Below are 14,297 nucleotides of genomic sequence, written 5' to 3'. Positions count from 1 at the left end.
ATTGGAAATTCGTCGCACGCAGATGATGGAAAGCTTCAGGATGTCGAACTCTAATGGATTATCCCACAACAAGCATCCATGTCCCGATAACAGCAAACACCGGCACCAAGGCTGGCGCAGCGAGCCAGACGATAAAACCGACGGCGCCGCCGAGCAAAACAAAAACGAGCGCGAGCACGCCGAACGTAAAGACGGCCATACGCACCACAAAGCCGACGAGGCGCATGAGAAGATTCACGACCAGCACTTCGCCCCACGCGCCAAGATCGAGCTGTCGCGGATACTTTTCATCGAGCCGCCGCCACGGCGAAAAGAGCGTCGCGAGAAGAAACGGCATCGAGAATACATGCACGACAAACCAGAGCATCCGCGCCCACAGGTAAGCATACTCCCGAGGAGAGCGCGAATAGTGCCAGGTAAGATATGAAGGGAGCACAAGAAGCAATTCGCTCATGCAATAATACTATCACGCGCAAACGCGAAACGGGAGCGCGGAAGGCCATATTTGCAAACTACCCGCAAGAAAACTCCTACGCTACGAGGGGGAGTTTTCTTGCGGCGTAGGAGAACGTACACTGGTATCAATATGCAGCGCTGGCACATCATCCTCATTCTCATCCTCGTTGGGACAGCACTGTACGCGCCCACCATGAACAACCCGCTATTCTGGGATGATGACGACTGGATCGTGAACAATCCGGCCGTACATGAACTTTCCTGGTCTCATGCGAAGTTCCTATTCAGCCACGATGTGCTTGCTGGAGTCGGCGCACGGTCGAACTACTACCGTCCGGTGCTCATGCTCTCCTTTGCGATCAACTGGGCGCTCGGCGGCCGAACACCCTGGGGGTACCACCTTGTCTCAAACGGCCTGCACATCGCCAATGCCGTCCTGATCTTCCTGCTACTCGACGCCCTCTTGAAAAACAGACGGCAAGCCGCCCTCGCCGCTCTCCTGTGGCTCGTGCACCCACTCCAAACCGAGGCCATCGCCTACATTGCTGGCAGAGGCGACCCGCTCTCGGTTTTCTTTATGCTGTCTGCCATTCTCCTGTGGCTGCGTACCGATCGTTTTCGCTACTGGGCACTGCCCTGTGCCGTGCTCGCCACGCTCTCGCGCGAGACAGCGGTGTTATTGCCGGGCTATATGGTCGTCGTGTTGCTAGCCTCTCTGTACCGGGCTGAACCTCTCTCGCGAGCTTTCGGGAAAGCACTTAAGGCGACGTGGCCGTTCGTCGCCATTGCCGCGACCTACACGCTCCTGCGGCTCACCATCCTCGATTTCCAAAACACGCTCAATTGGTATCAGTACGCCAACGTATACACCGAGCATATAACGGTTCGCACGTGGACGTTCCTCCAGGCGCTCTGGACCTATCTACGATTAACAATCGTCCCGCTTGATCTGCACATGGAACGAACTATCCCGGTGCTGACTACGCCGTGGTACTGGTCGGTGGCAGGCGGCTCGGCGCTGCTCCTCTCACTCGCCGCGTTGATCTGGCGGGACTCGCTCCGTGGCAGGCGGCTGTGGTTCTTCGGGGCGGCGATGTTCCTTCTGCCTCTCGTGCCATCGTCTGGCATCATCGCGCCCATCAATGCGCTCATATACGAACACTGGCTCTACCTGTCACTCCTCGGTTTCGCTGCGATCGTCGCCGTGTACGGCATCCGTCTCTATGACTGGCTATACGTCCGCAGGCGCGCCCTCGCGTACCTTGTGTGTGCGCTCGGCGTGGCCTACGTCGGATTCTTTAATGTGCAAACCGTGAGGCGCACGATCCTCTGGGGGAGCCCTGAGCAGTTCTATCTTCAGATCATCTCATACGTACCTGACAATGCCCGCGTACTGAATAACCTCGCCAACATCTACGCCGCGCGCGGCGACGAAAAAGCAACCGAATACTATCTACGACGGGCAATGGAAGCCGATCCGTCTCAACCGGCACCATACCACAACCTGGGAAATCTCATTCGCGATCGCGGGCGCGACCAAGAAGCGGCTGGCCTATACAGACAGGCCATTTCCGTGGACCCGTTGTTTCATTACGCGTACCGCAACCTGGCAGCGCTGCTGCTCTCGCATGGTGACACGGCCGGCGCACTAAAAATCGTTGCGGCTCTGCGCGAGCGGATACCGCAGGACACAGGAGTTCAGACGCTATACGAGCAAGTGCGCCAGTATATGCCACAAAAAAAGTGAGGTCTCTCCTACGCTCCGCGCGCTATGTGTGGAGCGCGCCCAAAGCTCAACACTTCCCTTGCTTCTCGGCCCCGGGTGAGCATCCCCCTCCGCCGCTCTGCGAGGTAAAATACTCGGCAAGACCCGCGTACATTGCTTAGGCTTCGGCGGCTACACGAGAGCGGCTGCCGAGGAAAGCGATAAAAAATACTTTCTTCATACTCGACGCACTACATGTATCTACTTTGATTTTAATCTCACTATGTAGTATATAAACGTAAGAACAGTAAAGCAAGGTGAGATAGGTTCTTGAGGAGGTTACTATGTGTACATGGTTAGACCCGATTAATGCGATCCTGCCTGAGGTGCTTAAGCTTACGTGTCCGAACTCGCCAAATTTCTGGGAAGAGATCAGTCGCCGACCATGGTCAGACCCGGTACCGGCGCTGCTTTTTATATACTTCCCATTATTGGCTATATTTTCGCTATATATTAGGCGTTTGATTAAATTTTTTGTATAGCGGACGCGGACGTTACGGAGGGTAATCCTCATCCTCGCATCCTGCCAAGTAGGCACATAAGCCGAACGGCAGGATTTCTTTTTTCACGACCATTTCAAATACGAAATGGGGGCACGGACATTCTTATTGACGGTCAATGGTCAAATGTTACAGGTCAAATGTCGTAGCGCTTATGTTTGCGCCTCAACGAACATTCCGGTATACTCATCGATATTGTTTTAGAAAGCCTCCCCGCCTCAACGCAACTCAAGGCCGGGGTCCAAAAAGGCACATTATTAGCCAAAGTGTTTATCATGGATCAGAAACCTACTGGGGGTACCGAACCCCAGCGCGATACGAGAGCTGACTTCACTCTTCTGCCGCACGACGAGAGCACCGAAGCGGGTGAACAGGGGTATCGGCCACACGTTCTCGAAGCGCCCGACGCCTCCCTCGGCGGGACAGACGAGTCGTCGACGGAAGAGGCCACCGAACGCGTACGGCCAGAGCGGAGCGCGAAACGCCTCCCGAAAAAACACGAAAGCCCGATGGCGGCCCTCATTCTGCGCGCCGGGACACCGCCCGTCGGTGGAGACCTCGTCCACGGCAACGTAGTTGCGATCGGTCGCATGGCAGTCTACGTCGATCTCTCGCCGTTCGGCACCGGCACGATCTACGGCCGCGAATATCAGAGCGCGCGCGACCTTCTGCGCAAAGTCAATATCGGCGATGAGATTGCCGCCAAGGTCGTGGCATCGGAAAACGAGGACGGTTATATCGAACTCTCCCTGAAGGAAGCACGACAAGCGCTCGTCTGGAGCGAGGCGGAACGTCTCGCGCGCGCACGTACAACAATCGAGCTTGTGGTCAAAGACGCAAATAAGGGCGGCCTCATTCTCGAGTGGCAGGGGGTTTCAGGATTTCTTCCCGCCTCGCAGCTCACGGCCGAGCATTATCCACACGTTGCAGGCGGCGACAAGGACCAGATTCTCGAGGCGCTCCGCGCGCTCGTCGGCGAGCACATCTTAGTCTCCGTCCTCTCGGTACTGCCAAAGGAAGGCAAACTTATCTTTACCGAGAAGTATGGCGTCCACCGAGAGAAGCAAGCGCTCGTCGACAAATATAACGTCGGCGATGAGCTCGACGGCGAGGTAACTGGCACGGTTGACTTCGGCGCATTTGTGAAGCTCGAAGACAGCCTCGAAGGGCTCGTCCATCTCTCCGAGATCGACTGGGGACTCGTCGACAACCCACGGGCGTTTGTATCGACGGGCGATCGGGTGCGCGTAAAAATCATCGACATAAAGGATGACAAAATCTCGCTCTCCATGAAAGCGCTGAAGCCCAATCCGTGGAAAGAGGCTGGCACGCGCTACCACCGCGGCGAGCGGGTTCAGGGCGTCATCATTAAGTACAACCGCCACGGCGCGCTCGCAAGCATCGAGGAGGGCATCGCGGGGCTCGTGCACATCTCCGAATTCGGCGGATCGGAATCGGAGCTGCACGCCACGCTTGAGTTGGGGAAATCGTACCCCTTCCTGATCACACACTTCGATCCTTCCGAGCAGCGCATGGCACTCTCCTACACGCAGGCGCTCATAGAAACGGCATCAAAGGAATCGGCGTAAGATCTAAAGCGGGCGAACCGGATTCTAAGCGCCCGTGAGTTACCTAAAAATCCGATTTTATCGCAGGCGTGCACATTCGATGAGCGCGGCCACGAAAAGGCTCTCTGCCCATGCAAGGGGAATGTTTTCATTTGGTGTCGTTGCGTTTGAGTGGTAGAGCTCCGGGAGCATGCCGTTCGTCGTGAGGACGGCTCGCGCACGGTCGAGATACTCGGCGGCGCGCTCTCGCGCGCCGCGACGCGCGTGTACAATCGCAAGCCACGGAAAACCCATCGTCCACTCCGCCTCCTCGCTCCATCCATCGGCATTCTTATTATAGTAGCGGTCGGTCTTGTAACGAACCACGCCGCGCTCGCGCGAAAGGTGGTACTCGAGGTTGTTGAGGATTTCGTCCGCCACAGCGCCTTCAAGGAGATTATACGGGTAGAAAAGCGAGAGTAGCGCAAGATCGCAAAACTTACTCGCGGATTCGCGCGGAAGAAGCGCGCGCAGCGCCTCCCCGCCGCGCTCGATCGTACCCTGTGGCACCGTGATGAACGGAAACGCCTCGCGCACTTTGCGGAGTCCCGCGACGCAAGCGCCGATTGAGGACGCATGCACCTCCTCCTGCTCCTCCCACATACCGTTGTCCGGATCGTGCCAATACTCGATCGATACAAGGTAGTCTACGAGCTTCTGTACGATGCGCCGGTCATCTGCAGTCGCGACGACACCTCTTCCCTGCCGCTTGAGGTCGCCGAGCTTAAAAAGCACGGCTCCAACCGCGTCATTTTGCTTATTCCCCCATTCATCCCAAAATTCCTCGAATGTCTCGGGGTGGTAGCGCGCATGGATGTACTGGTAGCTTGCGTGCGGCCGCTCACGAGCCGCCCAGCTGATCTTCTCTTCGTGTTTGAGGAAAATATCGAGCACCGCGCGAGAGCATCGCGCGACGGTCTCCCATTCCTCGGCTGCCTCAAACGCAAGCGAGGTGTAAAAGTTGTCGCGAAGCCACGCCTTGTCGTAGCCAGTCGAGACCCCTTTTGCCGAGGCGAAAAACAGCCCGCTCGGCGTCTCGAGGGAGCGGAGAATACCGAGATGCGCGGCGATCTCTGTTTTGGTATGTGTGGTATCGGTGATCTCACTCATGTCTGTTCCGCGGCACCCTGCCAGGCGGCGTACATCGCCCGCGCCTCGCTTACGAGAGCCGCGAGGTAGCGCTTACGCTCCTCGATGGCGGCGGCCAGTTCGGGATAATCGCTCTCGAGCTCGGCAAGGCGCGAGAGAAATTGCACCTCAAGGCCGAGAAACGTCGCGAGCTTCGCTGTAGCCTTCTCTCTCCAATAATCGCCATCGCGGCGAGAAGTATCGAGCAGCGTCTGCATCTCCGAACGCTCGCTCTCTGCGCGCGCGATAAGAAAGTCGAGTTCGTTTTTGATCGGGTAGGATTTCATTAGACTTCTTGCATAACCCGCTTCGTCGCGAGATTTCTAATTTTTGAGCGAGACGAGGAGAGTGAGCAAAATGATTCGACGGCGTACTTGTTGTACGACGAGAATCATTTTGCGAAACTCGACGAAGTCGCAGCCAAAAATCAGAAATTGTAGCAGGAGCGGGTTATGCAAGAGGTCTATTGGTACGATAGAGAGTGGAGGGTAGAAAGTGGAGAGTGGGACGAGGAATTATACCGGCTCTCGCGCCTCGACACGCCGAAACACTGGCTCCGCGCGCACGCGCTCGTCCGCGCGCGCGATGAGCGCGCGATATTCTTCTCCGAGAGTTCGCGCCGCTTCACGTTCCAGTTGCTCGCGTGGCGATTCGACACGCTGCGCTGCCGTCCCTTCGGGTGACTCACTCATACAGCAACTATACCATGTCCACGTGCGCGAAAAAACTTGTACCCCGCCATAGCAATGGCGGGGTACTCAAGGTCAGGCTACCGTCGTTCACTCGATATGAACGATGAGCGGAAGGTGGTCGGATACGGCAACCTTCGGCACTTCAAACGACGTGACACGCACGTCTTCGCTTACAAGCGCATAATCCGCAAAGGGACTTCGATCGCGCTCCAGGTACAATACACTCCTCGTCGTCCCAATGCCATACTCGAACACGAGATTGCGGAACCCTCCCGCCTCCTCGATCATCTCAAGGCTCACGGTCTCCAGATTGAGATTAAAATCGCCGACGAAAATTTTTTTATAGGACCGGTGGTGCTCGAGTAGTTCGCGTATGCGCTGACTCTGCTTGAGCCGCTCGTCCGTGTCGACTTTCGGCCCCCCGTTCCACAGACCGTGAAAGTTATACACGAGATACGGCTCGCCGCCGTACTCGACCGCCACATATTGCAGGGTACGTGGCGGAGCGAGTATAAACGGGTGCGGCCGAAGCTGTGTCCGGTATTTGTTCTCCATCCGCACCGGCTTGTTATACTCGCCAAATACAAATACATTCTCGGGTGGCGAGAGTAGTGGGAGCGTGCGCCGGATAAACATCGCAAGACCAACCTGAAATGCAAACTCGACGTGGATCCCGTCGGCGGCGACGCCGAGGAGCTGACAGACTGGTGCAAAATAACCTTCAAAGTTTGCAAGTGCAGCCCGAAAATCTTGCAAGAGATTCACACTTTGATCGGTCCGGTCTGCGGCAATGACCGTATCGGTACTAGACATCTCCTGCAAACAAAAGATGTCCACTTCGGCGCTCTGCCGAGAGAGATACTCCAGAAGCTCATCGTGTCGTCTGCCGTTCCAAACATTGAGCGAAAGAACGGTGAGTCCCATTCCCGTACCCCTTAAGTATATGTGGATGTTCAAACCGCGCTCAAAAATAGCACGTTTGCGTCAGTGTAGCAAGCGCACGACGTCGTTGTACGTCACCGCGAGCATGAGGAGGATAAGAAGGACGAAGCCCACGGTGTTCGCAGTGTTCGCGATCCGCGGGCTGATGGGGCTGCGCTTCAGCGCCTCGATCCCGACAAAAAGCAGCCGCCCGCCGTCGAGCGCCGGGAACGGCAGAAGGTTGATCACCGCGAGATTGAGCGATATGAAAGCGGTGAATGAGAGGAGCGAGACGAACCCAAACTGAGCCGCCTCGCCAACGAGCCCCACGATCCCGACCGGCCCGGCGACTTCGGAGAAGTCCGCGGTGCCGCGAATTGCCCCGGCGATAAGCTCGCCGAGGCCGACCGCGATGCGCCCCGGAAGCTCAAAGGAAAGACGGCCGCTCGCAACTGCTGCGAGGTGGAGCGGCAGCGCCACCTCGCCGATCATGTCCATCGTGATGCCGATAACTGGTCGAGCGGCAGCTCCACTCGCCTCGAGCGTCTCAAACGCTAAAACTGCCGGTGTCACCGACGCCTGCTCGACTGCTCCGTCGCGCTCGTAGGTAAGAAGAAGTGGCTCCCCGCCACGCGCGGCAATAAACTGCTGTATGGCCTCGACGCTCACCGCGCCAACGACGCCGTCCTTGGCGTCAACCGCACGAATGATGTCGCCGCTCTCGAGTCCCGCGCGCTCCGCGCTCGAGCCAGGGAGCACGCTCGTAATTATGACGCGCTCGTTCGTGACCGGCAATCCCTCAGCGAACCCGACTGATGCAGGCATTCCGGAAGTAAATGCCGCCGTGAGGAGAAGCCACGCGAAAAGGAGATTGAACACGACACCGGCACCGAGCACCGCCGCCTGCGTCGCCCTCGGGCGGTTAATAAAACTTCGCGCGGCATCCGGGCCGTTCCGCGCCTCCTCAGAAGGGTCCTCGCCAAAAATTTTCACAAAACCGCCAAACGGAATCGCATTGATCGAGTACATGGTCTCGCCCTTCCTTCGACCAAAGAGACGCGGCGGAAAGCCGAGGCCAAACTCATCCACACGAATCCCCGCTTGCTTCGCAAGCAAAAAATGCCCGAACTCGTGGACGAGGATCAGGACGGCGAGAATAACTAAAAAAATAACAATACTCATGGAGACTGAAAAAGAAAACTTCCAAGTGAATGCCAGATGCCAACAAAATTTTCAATTTTCAATCAATTTTTCAATGAAGCAATTTTCAAACACGAACGACGTCGTCGTCATTGAGTCATTGACACATTGAAAATTATTTGAAAATTGCAAAATTGAAAATTGTAAATTTTTGCATGTGACATTTTCGAGTCAACTTTGCGCTTTGGGTTCTAACACGTGGCTCTTGTCTCACGTGCCGATTTCCCTCTCCTTCTTCCCGAAACACGCCTCCAGCGCGCGGTTGCCCTCTTGCACCAGCTTCTCCATCTCCTCCTTCGCGCGGAACTTATCGTCCTCGCCCATCTCGCCGTCTCGCTCCCGCTTCTGTATGTCGCTCCAGGCGCTGTCGCGCGCACTGCGAGAACGAATGCGCGCCTCCTCAAGCTTCCCGCGCGAGAGTTTCATGAGGAGCGTGCGGCGCTCCGCGGTGAGCTCCGGAAACGCAACGCGCACGCCGCGCTCGTCCGCGATCACCGAGACGCCAAGGTTTGCTGCTCTAATAGCACGCTCGATCGCTCTCACGGTAGAAACATCATACGGCGCAACGCAGAGCGTCCGTGCGTCCTCGGTGGTCGTGCTCGCAAGGTCGCGAAGCGACATTTTTGCACCATAGGCCTCGACAATCACCGAGTCAAGCAGCGCCGGCGCCGCCCGCCCCGTGCGTATCCCCCCAAACTCGCGCACCAGCCACTCCTCCGCCTCGCGAAGACTATCTTTAAGTTCTTTGAAATCGTACGACATACTCCAGTGCCACCATCATACCAAATAAAAACGCAGACACAACTGCAAAAGAAAATCGCCACTACTCCCACGGCAACTACGAACCGCAACAACTGCCAACTTAGGCCCCCATCCATAAATAATTTCCCCATCTCGCACTCACTGCACGCCCTTATGCGGCTCGTGCTCAATCGCGAAATCCTCACCGTATCTCGATACGGCTTGGATTCGCTCATTCCGCGCCAAGCTGCATCAGGCCATGCTATTCAGCACGAATTAGAGGAACTTATTTATGGATGGGGCCTTAGCACCCTCACTCGCCGCAAAACTCATCGTCATAATAACAATGCGGCCGCATTGTTATTATGACGGCATAGCGCCAAACGCAAACCCCCGCCGCAGAGACTTGGTCTCTGCGGCGGGACAATGTTTCTACTCTCTACCCTCTACCTTCCCAACAACTCCAGGAACGCCCGCGCGGCGTTCGCGATCATGCGGGAGAGGAAAAAGCCGGTTGGGGCTGTGGAGTCTATGTGCTGCTCGGTGCCCTCGGGTGGGGGGTACTGATATTCCGGCGGTGTGAAATTTTGTTGCTGCTGGTCGTATTGTTGTTGGTACTGCTGATTATACTGCTGCTGATACTGTTGATCAGATTGTTGTTGGTACTGCTCGTGGTATTGGTTCTCGGTCTCACGGCGTCGCATCTCTTCAATCTGCGCGCGGAGTTCGTCTGTGAGGAACTCCGGCGGGATGTTGCTCCCGTCGAACTGGAAGCCTTCGGGGAGGCCGACCGAACGCGGGTCAAACCCTTGCGGAATTCCCCCAACTCCCGGGGGCTGGACTGGTACAGTGCCCGCTCCCGGCAACGATCCCTGGGGCGGCGCAGTTGGAGTGCCGTACGCTTCGTTCTGCGAGAGCGTGCGTTCAGTGGTGTTCCCCGCGCAGTCGGTGTAAGTAAGCGTGTACGGGAACGAGCCGCTGAGGCGCACGGTGGTTGATTCATGCCGACGCGGGCAGTTCGGCACATCCCCGCCGTAGCGTGAGCCCTCGGCGGGATCGAGCGCAAAGCTCGCGATACCGTCCGAGTCCTCGATGCGAAGCGTGAAGAGACCGGAGTCGTTTGTCTTCAGACTGATGTGCGAGATGCCGCCGCTTGTCCGTTGCACGCTCGTCTCACCTCCCTGCTGCGGAAATCCTTGAAAACCGCCCTCGCCAGAACCCCCGCCGAAACCACCCGGAGGCATTCCACCCTGCGGTGCTCCGAATCCACCGGGAAACTGCCCGTGCTCGCCGCCTTCCCCGCCAAACTGTTGCCGAAACTCCCCAAAGCGTCCGGCACGCGCCCGGAACTCTTCTTCAAACCGCTGCCGGTATTCACCTTGAAACCCCTGCTCAAACTGCGCCTTGAACTGCTCCCGTGCTTCCGGGGGCACGCCCTCCGGCAGTTCAAAATCTTCAAAATGCTCAAACGGCGGTGGCTCGCCGAGCTCGCCGAAACCCTCAAATCCCGGCGGGGCCGTGACACCCTCCGGCCCACCACCTCGAAAATTCTCGACATTAATAAATTGCTTCAGCATCTTTTCCGCATCCTCGGGAGAGAAGAGCCCCGCCTCGACGGCAAACGCGGCACACTCGTCAAAATGCGCGGAGTCGGAGCAATACTGATGGCATTCTTCCTCTGCTCTGCACCCGCCGGGTCCACCCGCTGACTCGACGCGTGCTTCAATTGCTTTGAACTTTTCAATGTGCGCCCGCTCCTCCTCGGGGATGAGATCCTTAAACGCCTCGAAGCACTGGTCGCGATGCGCCGGGTCTTCGCAATAGCGCTCGCACTCGCGGCCGCGGCAGCCGAGCCCGCGCTCTTCGCCGCGGCGCATGAAGCCACGAACGCGCTCTGCCTCCGTGGGATCAATCAAACCGAGTCCCTCCGCGTGCTCAATACACTCAAGCTCGTGGCCTGGCGCTTCACAATACTGCTCGCATGCCCTTCCGCGACATCCCCCGGGGCCTGTTGAATCCATGAGCCGCCGCATCCGCGCGGCCTCGTCGCCCGCGATGAGATCATGCTCGAGCGCAAATTGCATGCACGTCTCGCCGTTCTCGGGAGCATTACAAAATTGCTCGCACGCATCAAACGTGCTGCAGCCGCCGGGTCCCCCTTCGGTCTCGAGGATTTGCCGCGCCTTCTCCTCGTCAATCTTCGGCTCGCGCACCTCGATCCGAGGGCCGCGCGGGCCGCGCCCACGTCTCTCATCAAACCGCTCAATCTTGCCGCGGATACGCTCGCCCACTTCGCCTTGCACGCGCTCGCCTGCCTCTCGAGCGCGATTTCGCGCTTCAGCACCAATCGTATGCGCGCGTTCAATCTGTGAAAGTATTCGCGCCGCCTCCTCCGGGCTCAAGTTGCCGTTTTTAAGGCCAAATGCAACGCACTCTCTCGTGTGTTCAGGGTTACGACAGTACGACTGACACTCATCTTCGGAATGGCAGCCGCCAGGCCCGATCCGTTCCTCCTCGTGCGTATCAAAACCGTGCTCGCGCGCAAATGCACGGCACTCATCGTGGTGCGCCTCTTCTGAACAATACACATCGCACTCCTCGGGGCTGCTGCAGCCGCCGGGACCAGTCGTCCGCTCGAGCGTCTCTCGTGCGTGTTCGATACGTTCTTCATCCCCTCCTGCCTCGCCACTGCGCTCTTGATCACCGTCCTCCCGACGACCGCCAGATCCAAAACCATTCGCCCGCGCCCACTCACTGCAGGCGCGAGCGTTCTCCGGCTCATCACAATAGAGCTTGCATCCCTCAACCGAGGCGCAGTCGCCAAGCCCGGCGATCGGAAATTGCAGCGCGTCAAAGGGATTCTGCGCGCCAACGGACAACGCAAAAAAGAGGAGGAATACGGGTGACCCCGCACGCAAAAAAATACGCGTTCTGTGGTTCATCATGTTCAATATCCGATGCAACACAAGTACGAAGCTCGAAATCAGAATCATGACATTTGACATGTAACATTTGACCTTTGACGACTGCGACAGTCGTTCGAAGTCAAATGTCAATGGTCAAATGTCCAGTTCGGATTTCGTAACTGCTACTGTGCAAACGGATTCACTGTCCCGGCCTCAAAAGGATTCTGATACGCTCCCTCAAAGGGATTTGCCGCAGCCTGGTTCTCGGCCGCAAAGGGGTTCGCCGCCTCGACGAGCGCTGCTTCAGCCTCTGCTGCGGCCTTCTCACGCTCTGCTGCTTGCTCCGCAAGCAGCACCTGCCTCCCCTGCCCGACGCCCAGAAGATAGCCGCCGACGGTGCCAATGACTAATGCGCCGACCCCAATACCAGTAAGCACCAAAAAATTTTTCAACGCTGCTTGTTCCATGTGTATAGTATAGAACGTACGAAGGTACGCTTGCTAGAGCGAGTTATCCACAGCATGCGTTTCATAACGCGGCAGCACGGCTACGATGTACTCGAGAATCATTTTCACCGACGGCGAGCGGTCGCGGAGGTAGCTACGGCAGCGCGCAAGGGTTTCAAAATAAAAGACGTTTTCGTGGGTGATCATCTCGCCGGAGCGCGCGTGAAGCGCACGCTCGATACTCGCGAGAAATCGGGCGGCACAGGGTGCGTCTTTTGCGGTAATGAGTGATTTCAGTATCTCGAGACGTCGCCCGGGCAAGGACTCAAGGAACGCCTCGGGCGGGATTTCATCGGCGTACGCATCGGAAGCTGCCGCGCCGATCTCGCGCGCGTCAAACAGGGCGGCGCGGGAGCGGAGCGTCGGCAAGAGCACCTCTGCCGTCGGAACAACCAAGAAAAAATGTGTTCCAACGCCAGGCTCTTCAAAAAGTTTGAGGAGCGCGTTCTGCGCCTCGCGCGTGAGCCCCGAGACGCCGATCACAAATACCTGCCGCCCGCCCGCGACCGGCCGACGCGACGCGCGCTCGGCAAGTTCCCGTGCCTCGTCAATGCCGAACACTGCATGCTCGAGAATAAAAAAATCGGGGTTCCCCGCCGCGCTCAAACCAAACGCCTCTTCAAGACGCCGCACCAGCGGCTCGCGTAGAGCTTCAAACACGCCTTCAAGAATATAGGCATGATGTGACTCAAGATCGAAGACCATATTTCTTAGGACTTACGCGTTTGGCGCATTTCTTTGTTGCCTTCGTCGCTCAAACGCGTAAGTCCTATTTCTTATGATAGGAGTATAGCATGTCTTATCCACACCCCGCCGCTCGCCTTCTCCTCACCAAAGAGAATATAATGAATACGCCATGAAGGGCTCACCCCTCACCATCGTCATCATTGCCACGGTGGTGATTATAGGCGGGAGTATTGTCACCTACCTCCTGATTGAGAACGCGCCGCAAGAGGGCGGTTTTGATGCAACCAATCCTCAGGGCCGACGAACACCGGAAAAGCGCGTGCCGAGACCAAACGTCTACGAGGACACCGAGCCGCTCGCCCTTCCCTCGCTTGCAGACCCTGAAGGTGGATCATCGTACGCTAGCGGTCAAAGCGCAACCTCCTCATCGCAGAACTCCAGCCAAGAGGCTTCGCAAAAAACAAAACCTGTCCAAATGCCACAAACGACGCAGACCACTGGTGGGGAAATCATAAAACCACTCCCGTCGCTTCAGGATCCAGACTAAAAGTTTTGCTCACACTGCCCCGCGACACAGGCAAGGGTGACAGGGGGCAAATAGCGTGGCTGCGCAACGAGTGTGTAGAAATTGCAAAAACCCTTGCGTCAAGCATCCTCACCTTAAAAGGCAAAAGGTGAGCAACGGCTATGCGGCACATTTTACATTTTACATTGTCATTTTCCATTTTGATTTTTTCATTTTACTCTCTCGCGCTCCCCGAGAGCGTGAGAGCCGCCTGGGTCGGCCCGTCCGAGCCGCCGCCGGGAAACAACGCCCCCTCGCCGATCAACATCGGCGCGAATAACCAAATCAAAGTTGGGGAACTCCAAACTGCGGCAAGGTTCCGTCTCTTCCGAGGCGGCGTTGGCGCTGGTGCCTTCTCCGCAAACGGCGCAGGCACCGTCTTCGGTCTCCTGCGTGAGACACTACCGATCGGCACCTTTGGCCTCGTCGTCGAAAATGCAACCGGCAACGTCGGCATTGGGACGACGGTGCCGGGGACGAATCTTGATGTCACAGGAGGTATCTGGACCTCGGCAGCAGGCAGTGGGCGCAATGTATTTTACGATTTGTCTGGAGAGAGGGTTGCAGCCGGAAGCAGTATTTACTCCTATGGGTCTATCTGTACTGGTAATATTAGTGGCGCG

Annotated in this window: 14 protein-coding genes; 5 read left to right on the top strand and 9 right to left on the bottom strand. The window is 57.2% G+C overall.

Annotation, left to right across the window (positions count from 1 at the left end; all coding sequences use genetic code 11):
* Positions 1–58 precede the first annotated feature (58 nt).
* A complete protein-coding gene (locus Q8R39_00800; protein ID MDP3734949.1) occupies positions 59–454 on the bottom strand; it encodes a hypothetical protein in 396 nt (131 codons plus the stop codon).
* Between the two features lie 132 nt (positions 455–586).
* Here Q8R39_00800 and Q8R39_00795 point away from each other — a divergent pair, with 132 nt between their 5' ends.
* Positions 587–2,203: a tetratricopeptide repeat protein gene (locus tag Q8R39_00795; GenBank protein MDP3734948.1), complete on the top strand. Its 1,617-nt coding sequence runs from the start codon at positions 587–589 to the stop codon at positions 2,201–2,203.
* A gap of 793 nt (positions 2,204–2,996) precedes the next feature.
* Positions 2,997–4,310 carry a S1 RNA-binding domain-containing protein gene (locus tag Q8R39_00790; protein ID MDP3734947.1) on the top strand — a complete coding sequence of 438 codons (1,314 nt, stop codon included), beginning with the start codon at positions 2,997–2,999 and terminating at the stop codon, positions 4,308–4,310.
* Between the two features lie 57 nt (positions 4,311–4,367).
* Here the strand turns inward: Q8R39_00790 and Q8R39_00785 are convergent, their stop codons facing one another.
* Positions 4,368–5,438: a glycoside hydrolase family 15 protein gene (locus Q8R39_00785; GenBank protein ID MDP3734946.1), complete on the bottom strand. Its 1,071-nt coding sequence runs from the start codon at positions 5,436–5,438 to the stop codon at positions 4,368–4,370.
* Positions 5,435–5,743 carry a hypothetical protein gene (locus Q8R39_00780; GenBank protein ID MDP3734945.1) on the bottom strand — a complete coding sequence of 103 codons (309 nt, stop codon included), beginning with the start codon at positions 5,741–5,743 and terminating at the stop codon, positions 5,435–5,437. The genes Q8R39_00785 and Q8R39_00780 overlap by 4 nt, the downstream gene beginning before the upstream one ends.
* A 165-nt stretch (positions 5,744–5,908) precedes the next feature.
* Here Q8R39_00780 and Q8R39_00775 point away from each other — a divergent pair, with 165 nt between their 5' ends.
* Positions 5,909–6,139: a hypothetical protein gene (locus tag Q8R39_00775; protein ID MDP3734944.1), complete on the top strand. Its 231-nt coding sequence runs from the start codon at positions 5,909–5,911 to the stop codon at positions 6,137–6,139.
* Between the two features lie 96 nt (positions 6,140–6,235).
* On the opposite strand, the gene Q8R39_00770 is transcribed toward Q8R39_00775, so the two are convergent.
* From Q8R39_00770 to Q8R39_00745, 6 genes are all read right to left on the bottom strand, one after another.
* Positions 6,236–7,072, bottom strand: a complete 837-nt coding sequence (locus Q8R39_00770) for an endonuclease/exonuclease/phosphatase family protein (GenBank protein MDP3734943.1) — start codon at positions 7,070–7,072, stop codon at positions 6,236–6,238.
* 60 nt (positions 7,073–7,132) lie between these two features.
* Positions 7,133–8,251 carry a site-2 protease family protein gene (locus Q8R39_00765; protein ID MDP3734942.1) on the bottom strand — a complete coding sequence of 373 codons (1,119 nt, stop codon included), beginning with the start codon at positions 8,249–8,251 and terminating at the stop codon, positions 7,133–7,135.
* A gap of 228 nt (positions 8,252–8,479) precedes the next feature.
* A complete protein-coding gene (locus Q8R39_00760) occupies positions 8,480–9,031 on the bottom strand; it encodes a ribosome-recycling factor (protein ID MDP3734941.1) in 552 nt (183 codons plus the stop codon).
* Positions 9,032–9,456: 425 nt separating this feature from the next.
* Positions 9,457–11,952 (bottom strand): hypothetical protein, encoded by a 2,496-nt coding sequence (locus tag Q8R39_00755; GenBank protein MDP3734940.1) that lies wholly within the window; start codon positions 11,950–11,952, stop codon positions 9,457–9,459.
* Positions 11,953–12,098: 146 nt separating this feature from the next.
* Positions 12,099–12,383: a hypothetical protein gene (locus Q8R39_00750; GenBank protein ID MDP3734939.1), complete on the bottom strand. Its 285-nt coding sequence runs from the start codon at positions 12,381–12,383 to the stop codon at positions 12,099–12,101.
* A gap of 33 nt (positions 12,384–12,416) precedes the next feature.
* Positions 12,417–13,127, bottom strand: a complete 711-nt coding sequence (locus tag Q8R39_00745) for a hypothetical protein (protein MDP3734938.1) — start codon at positions 13,125–13,127, stop codon at positions 12,417–12,419.
* 151 nt (positions 13,128–13,278) lie between these two features.
* Here Q8R39_00745 and Q8R39_00740 point away from each other — a divergent pair, with 151 nt between their 5' ends.
* Positions 13,279–13,656, top strand: coding sequence for a hypothetical protein (locus Q8R39_00740; protein ID MDP3734937.1), 378 nt, complete (start codon positions 13,279–13,281; stop codon positions 13,654–13,656).
* Positions 13,657–13,835: 179 nt separating this feature from the next.
* A partial coding sequence (locus Q8R39_00735) for a hypothetical protein (protein ID MDP3734936.1) occupies positions 13,836–14,297 on the top strand: 462 nt, incomplete at its 3' end.

This window comes from bacterium, assembly GCA_030697645.1.
In the GTDB taxonomy this organism is placed as follows: Bacteria; Patescibacteriota; Minisyncoccia; order Phycocordibacterales; family VMGT01; genus JAUYPI01.
Note: the sequence above shows the minus strand (reverse complement) of the source record. Positions and strands in the feature narration are given on the sequence as shown.